The organism is Streptomyces fagopyri (assembly GCF_009498275.1).
GTDB lineage: Bacteria > Actinomycetota > Actinomycetes > Streptomycetales > Streptomycetaceae > Streptomyces > Streptomyces fagopyri.
The window spans coordinates 350,027-366,263 of the sequence record NZ_CP045643.1 but is presented as its reverse complement, the minus strand read 5'-3'; the positions used below and the strand labels follow the sequence as shown (position 1 = coordinate 366,263).

Here is a 16,237-nt window from a genome sequence, read left to right as displayed (position 1 = left end):
AAACTCCGCCGCACGCCAAAAGTGCACCGGCGGTACAGCCAGCCAGATCTGTAACCCAAAAAAAGGAAGTAACGCCATGAGCAGCAACATCCACGCAATGGTCGCGAACGTTGAGGTGGACAACCTTGAGGACGCGATCCCTCTCTACCAGGAATTGACCGGAGAGACGGAAGTCCGCCGATTCCCGTACCGTGATCTCGAGCTGGCACTCGTAGGACCCTTCCTGCTCTACTCCGGGCCGCTTGAGAACTACGTCTCGCAGAACGGGACCGTCATCGTCGGCTCCCTGGCCCCCGTTCTCGAGGCCCTCGGGAAGGCGGGCGCCGAGATCCTCGAAGCGCCCAACGAGGTTCCCAACGGCACCAGGATCGTCGCCCGCCACCCCGACGGCTCCGTCTTCGAGTACATGCAGCTTCGCGCCTGAGCCCTGTGCGCCCGGCACTCCTGCGGTGCTCTGAGGCCGGCATCGCTCCGGCCCCGGAGCACCGCCACGACCAGGCTTGTCCTCAACGCGGGCGAGCAGTCCGAGGGGGATGGCCGGCGGAACAACGATGCCGGCCAGGGAACATCCTCGATGCGTGGTCGGCTCCTCACCCCTCGACGAACGACACCTCGGGCTGGAAACGCCGGTCGAAGCCCACCTCGCGGCGCGGGCCGGTGAGGCGGACGGGAAGGGTCGTGCGGATGTCGGTGCTGGACGCGCCCACCCAGAGTTCGACGTCCCCGGGGTCGACGATGCGCCGGCCGGCCAGTCCGGTGTACGACGTCTGGTCGGCGTGCAGGTCGACGAGAACCGTGCGGGTCGCACCCGGGGCGAGGTCCACCCGGGGTGCGGCGACGAGGAGTTGGACGGGGCGCGCCACCTCGGCGACGAGGTCGTGGAGGTAGATCTGGACGACCTCGCTGGTGGCGGTGGTACCGGTGTTCCGCAGCGTCACCGCGACGCGGCAGGTGCCGTCGGTCGGCCAGGTTCCGGATCCCGTCGACTCCACCCGTGCCCAGACCGCCGGGTTGTACGACAGCCCGTGTCCGAAGGGGAACAGCGCGGTCTGGTCCACCATCGGGCTGAGGACGTTCTGCCGGCCGAGCGCGGCGGCGAGGTAGGTCGAGGGCTGGTTCGCCCCCTCGGCGGGGAATCCCACGGGCAGGCGCCCCGCCGGCTCCGTACGGCCGGCGAGGACGTCCGCGATCGCGCCGCCGCCCTCCTCGCCGGGGAAGAAGGCGCAGACGATGCCGGCCAGTCGGTCGGCGTACCGGGACAGTTCGTAGGGGCGGCCGACGAGGAGCACGACGACCACCGGCGTTCCCGTCGCGATGAGAGCGTCGAGCAGGTCGCCCTGCCGGCCGGGCAGACGCAGATCGGTGACGTCGCAGCCCTCGCCGGAGGTGCCGGTGCCGAACAGGCCGGCGGTGTCGCCGAGCACAGCCACGCACACGTCCGCCTCGCGGGCTGCCGCGGCGGCCTCTGCGACGGTCTCCGCGTCGCCGCCGGTGACCGTGCAGCCCTCCGCGAAGGTCACCGCGTACCCGGCAGAGTCCTGGCGAAGCGCGTCGAGAACGGTTTCCACCTCGATGCCGAGTGGCACGTCCGGGTGGCGGAGCCCGACGTGCCGTGGGAACGAGTAGCAGCCGAACATCGCGTCCGCGACGTTCGCGCGCGGACCCACGACGGCCAGGCGCGCCCCGGCCGCCAGGGGCAGGGCTGCCGCTTCGTTGCGCAGGAGGACGATCGAGCGGCGGGCCAGTGCCGCCGCGAGCGCGCGGGTGGACGCGTCGTCGAGCGGCGATCCGGCCGTTCTCCCCGCCTGTGCATCGGCCTTGGTCACGGCTTCGGACTCACCCAGGATGGGGGGCTGCGGCGACCAGTTGGCGTCGAGCAGGCCGAGCTGACACTTCTGGGTCAGCACGCGCTCCACCGCGCGGTCGATGAGTGCCAGGTCCACCAGGCCCGACTCGACCGCCTCCAGCAAGGGAGCTCCGTAGCAGTCGGCGTTGGGCAGTTCGACGTCGATGCCCGCGGCCAGGGCCTGGGCCGCGGCCTCGGAGCTGGAGCCCGCCGTCTTGTGCCAGGTCTCCAGGAAGGGAATGGCGAAGTAGTCGGACACCACGGTGCCGGTGAAGCCGTAGGTGCCGCGGAGCCGCTCGGTCAGGAGTGAGGCGTCGGCTGCGGAGGGGACGCCGTCGAGGTCGGTGTAGGAGTTCATCACCGATCGCACGCCGGCCCGCAGCGCGGCCTCGAACGGCGGAAGGATGACGTCGGCCAGTTCTCGTGGGCCGATGGACACCGGGGCGAGGTTGCGTCCGGCGCGGGAGGTGCTGTAGCCGGCGAAGTGTTTGACGGTGGCGACGACGCCTGTGGATTCCAGCCCGGACACGTACGCGGCGCCGATCGTGGAGACGAGGTAGGGGTCCTCGGCGATGGTCTCTTCGGTGCGGCCCCAGCGCAGGTCCCGGGTGACGTCGAGGACGGGGGCCAGTCCCTGGTGGATGCCCAGGCGGCGCATGGTCGAGCCGATCTGGACGGCCATGCGGCGGACGAGGTCCGGGTCGAAGCTCGCGCCCCAGGACAGGGGTGCGGGGTAGATCGGGGCTTGCCAGGCGGCGAGGCCGGTCAGGCACTCCTCGTGGACGATCGCGGGGATGCCGGGACCGGTCGCGGTGATCTGGCGCTGGGTGGCGGCGACGACTTGCGCCTCGGCCACCGGGTCCACCGGTGCGGTGCCGTACAGGCGGGTCATCTGGCCCACACCGTGGCGGATCAGGTCGGGCCAGGGCGCCGGTTTCGGCGCCGACTCGTGCTGCGGGGCCACCTGGCCGTCGGTCGGGTCGGCCCCGACCCATATCCCCGAGAGCTGTGCGACCTTCTCCCGCAGCGACATCCGGGACATCAGGTCCCGTACGCGGTCGTCTGCCGGGGCGGAGGCATCACGCCAGAGCTTCGTCCCGGCGGCGCCTTCAGTGCTTTTCGCAACAGTGGTCATGTGCGGCTGTCCTTAATCGGGAAGGTGACCTCCCCGGTCTCACGAGGGACCGGCTGTCCGGGAGCCAGGCGGCCGGGTTGCTGTGATCCGTGCTCCGGGCGGGCCCCGTGAGCGTCGGGGCCGGTGGCGCCAGACGGTACGGCCCGGGCCCGGGCCGGGGACGAAGCGGGCGGTGCGGACCGCAAGCTGACCGGCGCGACCCCGACCGCCTTCCGTGACCCGGACCGGACCGGACCGGACCGGACCGGACCGGACCGGACGGCGTGGGCAGGGGGACCTGGTCGGCGGCAGGCCGTCGCCGGTGTCCGCGGCGGACACCGCGGGCTCTCGGCGCAGGGACTGTCAGATGCGGTTCAGCAGCGCGATCGCCCACGGCCGCAGTCGCGCGTCGACTTCGAGCACACCGTCGCCGGAGACGGTGAGGCGGGTCACCGCGCCGCGCTCGGCGCTCGCGCGGATCGCGGCGACGTCCGCCACGGACGGGTTGGTGCCGCGACCGCGCCGCGTCCACTCCGCCATCGCCCAGCCGTTCTCGGCGTCGACCACTTCCAGCTCGTAGCGTTCGCCGGGCACGAGCCCGGCGATGCGGAGCCGCAGGGCTCGCGGTCGCCCCGTCGCCAGGGTGCGGTCGGCGACGTCACGCGTGTCGAACGACGCGGGGACGGTCAGTGCGACCTCGTCCGGATAGTGAACGGCCAGCGCCGCCACGCCGGTTCCGCGGCGGGTGACCACCAAGCCGTCCTGGCGGTGGACGAGCCGGTCGCCCAACCCGTTCAGCATCCGGTAGGCGTGCATCGTCGGCTTGGCGACACCGTGCTGGCTGAGCATGCCGAACCCGCCGTGGAACGGATCGCGGCCGGCGCCCTCCTCCTCGAAGACATCGGTGAAGGTCCAGTAGGCGAGGCTGTCGACCAGGCCGATCGAGGCGAGCACCGAGCGGACCACGAACGCGGCGGCCTGCGGATAGTCGTGGGTGAAGTCCCGCGAGCTGGAACTCGAACTCCACTCGGTCAGGTGGATCTCGGCCCGCGGGTACGGGCCGGCGTCGACGATCTCGCGCACCAGGCGCAGATCGGTCGGGGTGGCGTCGACACCGCGGGTGAGTTTGCGGCCGTTGCCGTGCCCGTCCAGTGCCCAGTCGGTCGGATACGGATGGCATGAGATGAAGTCGACCGGGAGCCGGTTGGCGGCGCAGAATCGCAGGAACTCCTCCAGCCACACCGGCTGCCAGTCGAGAGAGTCGAGGTCGGGGGCGGTGAGTACGGTCTCGTGCTGTGTGGTGTCCTCGGTCTCGCCGTCGAAGCGAGAGTCCGGTACGAAGTTGCTGGTGGCCGGGCCACCGACGCGTAGGGTCGGGTCGACCGACTTCACCGCCTCGGCCGACACCCGGTACAGCTCGAAGTACTCGCTGCGGGTGCCGCGGAAGAACGGGCCGAGGTTCGGCTCGTTCCACACCTCGAAGTACCACGTGCGTACCTCGTCGATCCCGTAGCGCCCGACCCAGTGTTCGACGGTGGCGCGTACGAGCTCGGCCCACTTCGCGTAGTCGGTCGGCGGCGCCCCGTTGGCGCCCCACCAGAAGACGGTCGCGGTCTCGCGGGCGAGCTCCGGCGGGCAGAAGCCGAACTCGACGAACGGCCGCACGCCGGCGGCGAGGATCGCGTCGAACAGCAGGTCGACGTAGTGGAAGGAGGGCGCCACCGCGCCGTCGATCTCGCGGTAGACGAACATGTCGCCGTGGAACAGGCCGTGGAAGCGGACGTAGCCGAAGCCGCCGAGCCGGTGCGCCTGCGCCAACTGGCCCTGCCAGTCGGCGCGCAGTCCCTCGTTCGCTCGGCCGGCGCCGACGACACGGCTCCAGAAGTGGTCCAACGGCGCATCGGGTGCGCCGGCGAAGTCGAGTGTGAGGTCGAGATCCGGTTCCATGGCTCAGCTCCCGGTCCGCGGATGAAGTGCGCCCGTGCCGTCGCCGACGGGGATGCCGTGGCCGGGAGCGTCGGTCCCGTACGCGACGTCCCTCGGGCCGGCCTCCCGGTCTCCGGGGATCCCGGGCTCGCCGATGTGCATGAGTCTCATCGTTCTCCTGGTCGGTTTCAGGGACGGCGAAGTCGTCGAGGTCATCACGTCGTCGCGGTCAGGCGGGAATGAGCCCGAGGGCGACGAGTTCGCTCCACAGTCCGTCCAGCGGGCACGGGTCCTGGGCCATGCGTACGTTGGCGAGGACCTGCTCGGCGGTGTCGGCGCCGACCACGACCGACGCCACCAGCGGGTCGCGTGCCGCGTAGGCGAGGGCGGCCCGCGGAAGCGTCGTACCGGCTGCGGCGGCGAGATCGGCCAGCCGTCGCGCCCGTTCCAGCAACTGCCGGGGGGCCGCGCCGTATTCGTAGTGGGAGTCCGCGGCGGGGCGGTCCTGCGCGAGCATCCCGCTGTTGAAGACACCCGCGTTGAGCACGGAGATCCCCGCCGCGCGGGCGGCCGGGACGACCTGCGCGAGCGCGGGCTGCTCCAGGAGGGTGTAGCGTCCGGCGATCATGATGGTGTCGAGTTCGCCGCGTGTCGCGAAGGCGGCGAGGGCCGCCATGTCGCCGGTGCCGACGCCGATCGCGCCGACCACGCCCTCGTCGCGCAGCCGCGTCAGCGCCGGAAGGCCGGTGCCGAGCGCGTCCGCGAGCCGCTCCTGTGGGTCGTGCAACAGTGCGACGTCGAGCCGGTCCAGTCCCAGGCGTTCGAGCGATTCCTCGACGCTGCGGCGGACACCGGCCTCGGTGAAGTCCCAGTGCCGGGCCGGTTCGCCGTCGCTGCCGGGCCTGATCAGCCGGCCGACCTTGGAGCTGAGCACGTACTGCGCCCGCGGCCGCGAGCGCAGTGCGTGTCCGAGCCGCCTCTCGGCCAGGCCGAGTCCGTAGTGCGGCGCGGTGTCGAAGTAGCGGATGCCGGCGTCCCAGGCGGCATCCACGATCGCTGTGGCGCGGTCCTGGGTGACGGCCTCGTAGAGGTCGCCGAGCTGTGCCGTTCCCAGGCCGAGCGTCGTCACCCGGACCCCGGACGAGCCGAGTTCACCGGTCCTCATGCGATCAGCCTGTAGCTGTCGGCGGCCGTGCCGGCGAGCACCTGTTCGCGTTCGGTGTCCGAGAGCCGGCCGAGGAGCGCGACCAGGGCCCCGAGCTCGGCGCGGAGCGGGGCCCGCAGGGTCGACACCGGCCAGTCGGACCCGATCATGAGACGGCCCGGCCCGACGGCGTCGAGCGCGACGTCCAGCGCGGCCGGCCGGGCGTCGTCCCCGGAGAGTTTCATGCGCACGTTCGGATACGGAGCGAGGGCGCGCACCCGGTCCTGCCACGGCGCCTCGGCGCCGCCCGGGTCGCCGAGGTGGTCGACGACGATCACCAGCGACGGGTGGTCGGCGGCGCAGGCCAGCACGTCGCCGAGATCGCGGGCGGCGACCAGCAGTTCGAGTGCGAGGCCCGAGCGGGCGTAGCGGGCGATGCCCGCGCGCACCCGTGGCCGCCGCAGCCAGCCGCTCTCCTCGGAGACCACGGAGTGGCGGATGCCTGCGAGCCCGGTGAGGTCCGCGGCGCCGACGTCGCCCGCGAGGTCCGCCCATCCGACCACCGCGCGGACGAGCGGATCCCGCGAGCACGCCGCGACGAGCCGGGCCGTCTCGGCGGCCGACTGCTCCGCCGTCACGACGACGGCTCCGTCGACGCCGCACGGCCCGGCCGCCGCCGCGTACTCGCCGAGGCCGACCGGCCGCCGGATCGACGCGGTGCGCTCGCCGGCCAGCCAGGGCGCAGCCGCGACCTCGGCGCCCCACAGGTGGATGTGGCTGTCGATCATTGGGCGGGCAGCTTCGGCCGGCTGTCGCGCCACAGTTCGTACTCGGCACGGCTGTTGGCGCTGAGCGGGTAGTAGTCGGACAGCCTGGCGCCCTGTTCCAGGCGCATCCGGCTGAAGGACTCCCAGTCCTCGTGGTCCTCGGCGTCCTGGATGAGTGCGGGGGCCTTGGCGGCCGGCACGATCACGGCGCCGTCGTCGTCGGCGACGACCACGTCGCCGGGCAGGCAGAGTACGCCGCCCGCCGCGACCGGCACGTCGTACGCCCAGGGGAAGAGGTCGGTCTGGGACGCGTAGTGCGGGGTGGTGCCGGTGCACCAGATCGGCACGCCGAGCCGGCGGACCCGGGCGGCGTCGCGGATGCGGCCGTCGACGACGATGCCGGCGCCGCCTCGGCGCTTGAAGTAGCGCACGAGCATGTCGCCGAAGCAGCCGGTGAAGGCACTGCCCCACGCCTGGACGACGAGCACGTCGCCCGGCTGGACCGTTTCGAGGACCGCCCACAGGGCCGTGTCGCGCTCGATGTACTCCTGGCCGTGGCCGCTGGCGATGTCCTCGCGCTGTGGCATGAACTGCAGGGTGAGGGCGGATCCGACGACGCGGCTGCCGGTCTCCAGGGCCGTCGGCCCCTGGACGGCGGTCCGGGTGATGCCCATGGTGTGCAGTTTGGCGCAGGCGGTCGCGGCGCTGATCGCGTCCATGCGGCGCAGGCTCTCGGCGTCGGCACGGTGGAAGGGCTCGCCTCGAACGGGCAGCGGCCATACCGTCGACAACGGGTTCTCGGTATCCATCACGAATCTTTCCGGGTTGCGGTGAGGGTGGGGGTGAAGCTGCTGTGGGCCGGCCTCTGGGCGCGCCGGGTGACCTCCAGCCGCATCGAGATGCGGTGCAGCGGGGGGAGCGCGACCACGAGCCGGGGTGACCCGATCACGGTGGTCACCGGCCGTGTCTCCGGATCGGGGATGAGGTAGCTGTGGGAGTCGCCGGGGTGGTCCTCGGCCGCCTGGTCGAAGGTCACCCGGTCGATGCGGTCCTCACCGAACGCGCCGGTCTGGACCACGACCTCCCGCCGGAAGACCGGGTCGAGGTTGACGAGTTCGAGGCGCACACCCTCGGCGTCGGCCTCGCGCACCAGGGCGGCCACGCCGTCAGGCAGGCCGGGCCGGCCGCGCAGGGCGTCGCCGAACGTCACCCGGGCCAGTGCGAGTCCGCCGTTGTAGAGCGCGGGCGGCGATCCGGTCACCAGTTGGGTGAGCACCTCGGTGACGACCGGGTTCAGCCGCTGCCACCAGTGGATGTCGTCGTCCGGGGGCCCGTACGGTGTCGCCCGCATCAGGGCGAGCCGCTTGGTCACCTGGCCCAGCGCGAGGGCGAGGGCGTCCTCGGGGTATCCGGGGTTGCGGCCGAGCAGGAACGACACCCACGGTGCCTCATGCCCCTGCTCCTCCTTGTCCTGGAACCATTTCGTCTCGCGCCAGTCGAAGCCGGCGTCCTTCTCCAGTGCCTCCAGTCGTCCCAGATCGCCCGTGGCCGACGTCAGCCACCACAGCCAGACCGGATAGATGAGCGGGACCGGATGCAGGTCGAACCAGCCGTTCGCGCCGTGCCGGTAGGGCACGAGCTGGACCGGTACACCCGGTGCGACGGCCATCTTCTGCGTCCAGCCCCAGCCCATGCTTCCCGCGGTGCCGGCGTCGGTGCGCACCACGCTGCGCGCGATGACGGTGTCCAGGGGTACCCGCGCGAGGTCGAGGGCGGTGGTGTCGCCGGTCACGAGGGTCTCGTTGACGGCGGCGATCATGGCCGCCGCCTCGACCGAGTGCAGTCCGTGCGGCCAGGCCCAGCCGTAGTGGCCGCCGTACCAGTGACCGTCGTGGAGCTCGCCGACGATCCCCGAGGGGCCGACGTTGTCCGGGATCAGGCCGCCGTTCGCCGCGGCGCGTTCACGCCACGCGCCGACGTAGGACACGACCCAGTCCGCGAACTCCGCGTCGTGGTCGTAGAGCCACGCGTTCGTCACCAGTGAGGTGGCGGCGAGGTTGATGGCGGTGTCGCCCCGGCCGAGCCGCTCCTGCATGGCGTCGCCCATGCGCCGCGCGTTGCGCGGCGGGAGCAGGTCGTCCCAGTCGGTGATGCCGGGCAGGTCGTCGAGCGGCAGACCGTACGGCTTCATGACGGCCTGGTCCGCGCTGTACTCGATCCACTCGGTTCCCAGGCCCGGCCGCGGTCCGCCCGATCCGGTGTGCGGCGCGACGATGATCCGCGCGACGGGGTCGTAGTTGCCGCGGGCCGGGTCGGAGTACAGACGCGCGAACCGCAGGGCCCGCTCCCGGAAGGCGGCGTCGTCCGGGTCGGCGGCGCACAGTGCGTAGAAGAAGTTCAGCGACTCGCCCTGGTGGAACCAGTCGTAGCCGACCTCGTACTCGTCGCGGACGAAGCCGCACTCGGTCATCTGCGCGGTCACCCCGGCCCAGTGCTTCTTGGCCGACGCGAGGAGGTCGTCCGCGCCGCCGAGCCGGTAGAGGACCGGCCAGTTGAAGAAGGGCTCGTAGAAGTCGTCGACGCCGTCCCGGTGGTGCATGCGCCCGTCGTAGGCCAGGCGCCCGTCGGGACCGCAGTAGGTCGCCTCGAACTCGCGCCACGCCTGGTCGAGAACGGAGAACAGGCGTCGTTCCAGGACCGCCCAGAGGGGGGTCTCGCGGACCGGGACCGTCGCGTCGATGCGCGGCGGGTCACCCTGTGTGTCGTTCATCGCGCTCATCCCTTGATCGCGCCCGCGGTCAGGCCGCCGATGATGCGTTTCTGCATGAACACGTAGAACACGATGACGGGCGCCGTGGCGAGCAGCATGTTGGGATACACGACCGTGTAGTCGGTGGAGAGGCGGCTGATGGCCGCGTACACACCTGTCGTCACCGTGTAGACCCCGGACTGGGGGCCGAGGATGAACTGCGGATTGACGAAGTCCGTCCACACCCCGATCGAGTTGAGGACCATCGCGGTCGCGACGACGGGGCGCATGAGCGGGAAGATCACCCGCCAGAAGGTGCCGTAGCGGCTCGCGCCGTCGATCCGCGCGGCCTCGTCGAGTTCCCGGGGCACCGTCTGCACGAACGCGACGAACAGGAACACCGTGGTGGGAACGGTCAGGGTGGTCTCGAACAACAGGAAGCCCGGAACGGTTCCGATCAGCCCGAGTGCCTTGAGCACGTAGATGACCGGGATGACGAGGGTCTGGCCCGGGATGAACAGGCCGGCCAGCAGTACGAGCATGATGGCCCGGTGGTACCGGCGGCCGCCGCGCGCGATGGCGTACGACGCGGGTCCCACGACCAGCAGGTTCAGCGCGTTGACCGCCACGACGAACAGCAGCGTCACACCGTAGGCGGCGACGACGTTGAAGTCCGGCGAGGTCAGCGCGTCGGTGAGGTACTTCAGCGAGAACCCGCCGCTGGGCCAGCCGAAGGGCACCGCCAGGATGTCGTGCTGGGACTTGAACGCGTTGGTCAGCATCAGGTACAGCGGGCCGACCATGACGAGGACGAGGAGAGCGACGGCCAGGACGCGGCCCACGCGGCGGGCGGTCATGCGGCCACCGCCTGCTCGCTGCGCCGGCGGGCCGCGGTGATGGCCACGGTCACCGTGACGATGACGACCATCAGTACGACCGACTGGGCTGCCCCGTAGCCGAGTTGGGTGTTGTCGAACGACGACGTGAGGATGTTGTACACGAAACTCCGCGTCTCTCCTGCGGGGCCTCCCGCGGTCAGGGCGAGGATCAGCTCGTAGACGCGCAGGAGGCCGATGACGACGAGGACCACGTTCACGGTCACGGTCGGTGCGAGCATCGGGAGCTTGACGCGCCAGAAGGTCTGCCACGGGGTGGCGCCGTCGATCTTCGCGGCTTCGATGACGCTGTCGGGCACCGTCTGCAGGCCGGCCAGGTACAGCACCACGTTGACCCCGAAGCTGGACCACACGATCACGCAGATCACCGTCACGACGGCCCACGTCGGATCCGAGAGGAAGGGCAGCGAATGCTTGGCTCCGACCGCCGCGTTGACCGCGCCGCTGGTGCCCAGGATGGACGACCAGAGGAAGCCCAGGATGACCGCGCCCACCACGTAGGGGTAGAAGACGAGCACACGCAGGAACGCGTTGATCCGGTTGTTGCGGTTGAGCAGCAGCGCGACCCCCAGTCCCAGGACGTTGCAGGCGACCGTGCCGACGGCGGTGATGAGGAGCGTCAGGAACGCCGCGTGCCGCACGGCGGAGTCCTCGGTGAGGCGGACGTAGTTGCGGAAACCGATCAGATGCGGCGGCGAGGTGAAGCCGTTCCAGTCGGTGAAGCTGAGGTAGACCGCGATCGCGATCGGCACGATGATGAGTCCGGCGACCAGAACCAGCGGCGGCGCCATCATCGCGATGTCGGCCGTGGTCGCACGGCGCCGCGCGCGGGCCCGGGCCGAACGCCCGGCCGCCCCGGAGGCGGCCGGGCGGGCGGTGGACTCCTTACTGGCCCGCATTGGCGTTCCACCAGGAGTCGAGCTTCGCGACCGCCTTGTCGGCGGACTCGCCCGTGTAGAGGGACTGCACGACGGTGTTGAGCTCGTTGCCGAAGCCGGCGTTCACTCCGGGCCCGGCGGTGCCGTTGACCGTTCCGGGGGCGGTGTCGACGATCTTCCCGACGGCCGCGTCGAGTTCGGTTCCCGGGTAGCTGTATCCCGCCCGGAAGTTGCCTTCCGACTTGAGCGACGCCGTGACCGCGCTCTTGTCCGTCACCAGGTACTTGACCAGGTCGAGGGCGAGGCCCTGGTGCTTCGAGGACTTGAGGATCGAATAGGGCTGAGCCTGGCCGCTCATCTGCTTCGGTGTGGATCCGTCGGCCGTCGGCGTCGGGAACACGCCCACCTTGAAGGACAGGTTCTTCGCCGAGTTGACGCTCGCGTTCAGCCAGCTGCCCATCACGAACATGCCCGACTTGCCGGCGAGGAAGGTGTCGATCGAGGTCTGGTACTTCTCGCCCAGCGAGTTCTTGGGGACCGCCCCGGTCTTGATCCACCCCTCGTAGGCCTTCAGGTACGTGTTGTAGGCGCTCTGCTCGAAGGTGACCTTCTTCTTGTTGCGTTCGGCGTACCAGCCGGGGTCGTCGCCGAGCAGGCCCGGGTTCGCCATCATCGAGAACTGCGCGCCCGTGACCCACTCGCCCGCCGTCTGCAGCCCGACGTATCCGGCGCCCTTCAGTTTGGCGAGGTCCGCCGTGAACTCGGCCAGCGACTTCGGCGGCGTGGTGATGCCGGCCTTCTGGAACGCCGTCTGGTTGTAGTAGACGAGCGACTGGTTCTGCTGCCCGGTGGCGACCTGCCAGATCTTGCCGTCCACCTTGTTGGAGTCCGAGAGCGGGGTCGAGGTCACCCACGAGGAGTCCGGGAAGGCGATCATCTGCTGGGCGACGACCGGGTCGAGGGTGCTCGCGACGATGTCCGGTGCCGATCCCGAAACGAGTTCCTGCTGGAGCGTGGACTGCACGTTCGTGCCGGAGGGCGACTCGATGGTGACCGTGACGCCCGGGTGGCTCTTGACGAACGGAGCGACCAGGCCCTGGTAGTACGCCTTAGTCAGCACGGGGGTGATATTGGCCAGGACGCGGATGTTGCCTGTCCGTGCGCCGCCGCCCCCGGCCGCCGGCCCGGACGAGGACGAACACCCTGCCAGTGCGCAGACGGACAGGGCGAGCCCGGCGGCGAGGGAGGCCTTCGCCGTACGTGAGCTCACGCGTCCTCCGCGACCGGCGGAGGGCGCCCCCACGGCGATGCTGATGGGTCTGCTGCGTCTCATGGTGACCTCTACTCGATTCTCGGCTATCGATAGAACATAGGATGATGTTCGTTACCCGGATGTCAAGGGTCCGTCACAAAATCCTGGCGACTATCGATAAGATGCGAAGTGGTCTAAGCCAAGGAGGCTTCATGCAAGACGGCATCGGACAACCGCTCACCCGGGTCCTGCTGTCCGACCAGGTGTACACGCGCGTGCGAAGCCTGATCATCGAGGGAGCGCTCGAACCTGGCGCCCGGTTGGTCGAGTCCGAGATCGCCCGCCAGCTCGGAGTGAGCCAGGCGCCGGTGCGTGAGGCGGTCCGGCGCCTGGTGCACGAGGGCCTGGCGGACCATGTCCCGCGCCGGGGCAGTTTCGTGGCGGTCGTGTCGCAGGAGGACGCCCACCACGCGCGCGCCGTGCGCGTGGTGATCGAGGAGCTGGCCGCCCGCACCGTGGCGGCGCAGGCCGCGAGCACGGCATTCGAGGCGCTGGACGCCCAGGTGCGGGCCATGCGGCAGGCCGCGCTCCAGAGTGATGTCGGGCGCTTCCGCGATGCCGACATCACCTTCCACCGCTTGGTCTGCGAAGCCAGCGGAAACCCCTTCCTCCCCAAGCTGTGGGGGGTGATGGAAGCGAATCTGCGCGCCCTGCGGGTCGTGTCCGATCCGCTGTTCACCGGCGACTGGACTGCCATGGCCGAGGATCACGCCGCCCTGCTGTCCGCTCTGAAGTCCGCGGATCCCGACCGGGCGGGGGCCGAGTTCGCCGCCCACGCACGGGGAGACGACGGAATGATCCCAGGTCACTGACCGTATCGAAGCACGTCAGCGCCCGTCGGCCGGAGCCGGCGGGCGCTGACGTGTCTGCGGCAGGTTCTCCCGCGACCGCCGGGCCACGGACCGAAGCGACTCCCTTCCTCCATTCGAGAAAATCTAATCGATTAGATGACAAGTGGTTGACCGCGAGGAACCCGCCGCCTACCCTCGCGTGCCCGCGCGGCCCAGGGCGCGGGAAAGGGCTCCGACCTGCGTCGACCAGTGCCGAACAGCGGTCGACAGGTCATCCGCGCGAAACGATTGACGGGACGTCACTCAGAAACTAGCTTCTCGACAATCGATAACCGATGGGAGTTCGATGTCGAACCGGTCCAGGTCCCGCCGAGCCGTTCTCGCGGCCGCTGCGGTCTTCCTCTCTCTCGGCTCGGGCGGCCTCGCCGCGAGCGCGCATGCCTCAGAAGGTCCACACACGTACTACGTCTCACCCGGAGGGTCGGACCGGCATCCGGGTACCGCGCGGTCGCCGTTCGAGACCGTCAGCAGGTGTTCGGCCGTCATGTCGGCGGGTGACCGCTGCGTCATCGGATCGGGCACGTATCACGAGACGATCACCCCCGCCCGGAGCGGGTCCGCTGCCGCGCCGATCACCTACGCGGCAGCGCCCGGTGCCCGGGTCGTCATCGACGGCGCCGACCCCGTGACCGGATGGAAAGCGGTCTCCAGCGCCGACCTGACCGCCGCCGAAGGCGACGACCCCTTCCTCGCCGGCTCCGATTTCGCGACCGCGGTCGCGACCGGCCAGGTCTACCGGGCGCACGTCACGATCAACCCGCACCTCACCGGCAACCAGGTGTTCTGGGACGGCGCTCCGCAGATCGAGGCGCAGTGGCCCTATCCCGGCGACGACGTGAGTGTGCCGAAACTGGCCTCCGCGCAGTCGGGCACCACCGACAGCCTCTCCGACACCGCCCTGACACAGCCGGCCGGCTTCTGGAACGGCGCGTTGCTGACCGCGCACAACTGGTTCGTCAGCGAAACGGGCACCGTCACCGACTCACAGGTCGGCACCATCACCGCGGCGGGCCTGCCCGCCTGCGTCGGGCTGAGCCCGAACCAGAGCACCAACTACTCCCTCAAGGGAAAGCTCGCGCTCCTCGGGAAGCCCGGCGAGTGGTTCTACCGGAGCTCGGACCACACGCTGTACCTGTACTCGCCCGACGGTTCCAAGCCCTCGGCCCGTTCCGCGGAGGCCAAGCAGCGCGCCCTCGCCATCGACCTCAGCGGCCGCTCGCACATCTCCGTCCTGGGCCTGGGCATCCGCGGCGCCACCGTCCGGACCTCCTCGACCTCGACCGGTGACGTCCTGGACGGCATCGTGGCGCGGGACATCTCCGCAGACGCGGAGCTGAAGCCCGACCCGAACATGGTGACCGTGCCCGATGGCTGCGCCGTGCTGACCGCCGGCGAGACCACGTCCGGCATCCTCCTCAAGGGCCACGGCAACGTGATCCGCAACAGCCTGATCGACGGCAGCACCGGCAACGGTGTAGCCATGTTCGACAGCGGCAACACCGTCACGAACACCACGATCCTGCATGTGGACACCCTGGGCAGCTACGCGGCGGGCATCAACGTCCTCGGCTCGAACCAGCGCATCACCCACAACACCATCGAGAGCTCCGGCCGCAGCGACATCAACATCGACAACAAGGTCGCGGGGACCACGGCGGGCGGTCACGACATCTCCTACAACGACCTGTCCGACTACGACAACCTGGTCGTCGACGGCGGCGCCGTCTACGTCTGCTGCTCGGTGAACCTGGCGACCACCATGATTCACCACAACCAGTTCCACGACCCGTCCCCGTTCGCGCACACCGCGCCGGCACCGGGCGTCTACCTGGACAACAGCACCTTCAACGCGACGGTGTACGACAACGTCGCCTGGAACCGTACGACCTACGGGGCCGTCCTGATCAACCCCAACGGGCAGAGCACATCGGGCAACCGGATCTACAACAACACCTCCGGCACCGACACAAACGTCGCCAGCACCTTCGGCGGCACCTTCTCCGACACCGAGATCGTCAACAACATCGGCGTCACCGGAACCGGCCCGGGAATCACCAACTCGAACAACCTCACTCCGGTGAGCGCCGCGCAGTTCACCAACCCGGCCGCGAACGACTTCACGCTCACCGCGAGTTCGCCGGCCCGCAACGCCGGAGTGGTCCATCCCCCGGCAACGGACGGCTACCGCGACCCGCAGCCGAGCCTGGGCGCCTATCAGTACGGCGAGCCGAAGTGGGTCGCCGGCGCCACCCGGGTCGGGCAGCGGATCGCAGCCGAGTCCTACACCTCCAGCAACGGGGTCAGTCCGCATGCCGCCGGCACGGGCACGGTCGTCGGCAGCTTCGACGGCGGTGACTGGGTCGGCTACGACGACGTCGACTTCGGCAGGGACGCGAACCTGTTCACCGCGTTCATCGGAGTGGACGACCCGTATGCCAACAAGGGCATAGAGATCCACCTCGACTCCGTCACGGGGCCGCGGATCGGTGTGCTCTCCGTCGCGGGCACCGGCGGTTTCGACACCCTCTCCGTCCAGTCGACGTCGATCACCCCCACCAGCGGACACCACCGCGTCTTCCTCGTGGCGCCAGGCGGACAGCCCGGATTCGGCAACATCGACTACTTCTCGTTCAACCACGCGGGCCGGTAGTCCGCGCGACATCGCAGGTCGTAGTAGCAATGCCGCCTTTCAGCAGTCGCGCCCGCCGGGTCACCGACCCGGTAGGCGCGGCCGTCGTCCGAGTGCGGCGCGGC

13 protein-coding genes are annotated in these 16,237 nt (G+C 70.2%); 3 read left to right on the top strand and 10 right to left on the bottom strand.

Annotated features, from left to right (window positions below):
* Positions 1 to 76: 76 nt before the first annotated feature.
* The gene (locus GFH48_RS01620) at positions 77 to 424 is read left to right on the top strand and encodes a VOC family protein (protein WP_153286503.1); all 348 of its coding nucleotides are present in this window, start codon (positions 77 to 79) and stop codon (positions 422 to 424) included.
* Positions 425 to 590: 166 nt separating this feature from the next.
* On the opposite strand, the gene GFH48_RS01615 is transcribed toward GFH48_RS01620, so the two are convergent.
* The 10 genes from GFH48_RS01615 to GFH48_RS01570 all read right to left on the bottom strand — a co-directional run bounded on the left by GFH48_RS01615 (position 591) and on the right by GFH48_RS01570 (position 12,590).
* Positions 591 to 2,981, bottom strand: coding sequence for a beta-glucosidase family protein (locus GFH48_RS01615; RefSeq protein ID WP_153286502.1), 2,391 nt, complete (start codon positions 2,979 to 2,981; stop codon positions 591 to 593).
* A gap of 342 nt (positions 2,982 to 3,323) precedes the next feature.
* Positions 3,324 to 4,907 carry a GH39 family glycosyl hydrolase gene (locus tag GFH48_RS01610; protein ID WP_153286501.1) on the bottom strand — a complete coding sequence of 528 codons (1,584 nt, stop codon included), beginning with the start codon at positions 4,905 to 4,907 and terminating at the stop codon, positions 3,324 to 3,326.
* A 3-nt stretch (positions 4,908 to 4,910) separates the two neighbouring features.
* Entirely contained in the window at positions 4,911 to 5,057 is a 147-nt protein-coding gene (locus GFH48_RS01605; protein ID WP_153286500.1) for a hypothetical protein, read from the bottom strand.
* A gap of 58 nt (positions 5,058 to 5,115) precedes the next feature.
* A complete protein-coding gene (locus GFH48_RS01600; protein ID WP_153286499.1) occupies positions 5,116 to 6,051 on the bottom strand; it encodes an aldo/keto reductase in 936 nt (311 codons plus the stop codon).
* Positions 6,048 to 6,818 (bottom strand): amidohydrolase family protein, encoded by a 771-nt coding sequence (locus GFH48_RS01595; protein WP_153286498.1) that lies wholly within the window; start codon positions 6,816 to 6,818, stop codon positions 6,048 to 6,050. Before GFH48_RS01595 ends, GFH48_RS01600 begins: the two co-directional genes overlap by 4 nt.
* On the bottom strand, positions 6,815 to 7,606 hold the full coding sequence (locus tag GFH48_RS01590; protein ID WP_153286497.1) for an RraA family protein: 792 nt from the start codon (positions 7,604 to 7,606) through the stop codon (positions 6,815 to 6,817). The genes GFH48_RS01595 and GFH48_RS01590 overlap by 4 nt, the downstream gene beginning before the upstream one ends.
* Entirely contained in the window at positions 7,606 to 9,567 is a 1,962-nt protein-coding gene (locus tag GFH48_RS01585; protein ID WP_153286496.1) for a hypothetical protein, read from the bottom strand. The genes GFH48_RS01590 and GFH48_RS01585 overlap by 1 nt, the downstream gene beginning before the upstream one ends.
* 5 nt (positions 9,568 to 9,572) lie before the next feature.
* Positions 9,573 to 10,403 (bottom strand): carbohydrate ABC transporter permease, encoded by an 831-nt coding sequence (locus tag GFH48_RS01580; protein ID WP_153286495.1) that lies wholly within the window; start codon positions 10,401 to 10,403, stop codon positions 9,573 to 9,575.
* Positions 10,400 to 11,341 carry a carbohydrate ABC transporter permease gene (locus GFH48_RS01575; protein WP_228120262.1) on the bottom strand — a complete coding sequence of 314 codons (942 nt, stop codon included), beginning with the start codon at positions 11,339 to 11,341 and terminating at the stop codon, positions 10,400 to 10,402. The genes GFH48_RS01580 and GFH48_RS01575 overlap by 4 nt, the downstream gene beginning before the upstream one ends.
* The gene (locus GFH48_RS01570) at positions 11,328 to 12,590 is read right to left on the bottom strand and encodes an ABC transporter substrate-binding protein (protein WP_194280456.1); all 1,263 of its coding nucleotides are present in this window, start codon (positions 12,588 to 12,590) and stop codon (positions 11,328 to 11,330) included. Before GFH48_RS01570 ends, GFH48_RS01575 begins: the two co-directional genes overlap by 14 nt.
* Before the next feature lie 194 nt (positions 12,591 to 12,784).
* Between GFH48_RS01570 and GFH48_RS01565 the strand changes: the two genes are divergently transcribed.
* Together GFH48_RS01565 and GFH48_RS01560 are read left to right on the top strand one after the other, a co-directional pair.
* A complete protein-coding gene (locus GFH48_RS01565) occupies positions 12,785 to 13,444 on the top strand; it encodes a GntR family transcriptional regulator (RefSeq protein ID WP_153286493.1) in 660 nt (219 codons plus the stop codon).
* 523 nt (positions 13,445 to 13,967) lie between these two features.
* Positions 13,968 to 16,133, top strand: coding sequence for a carbohydrate-binding protein (locus tag GFH48_RS01560; protein WP_228120261.1), 2,166 nt, complete (start codon positions 13,968 to 13,970; stop codon positions 16,131 to 16,133).
* Positions 16,134 to 16,237 lie beyond the last annotated feature (104 nt).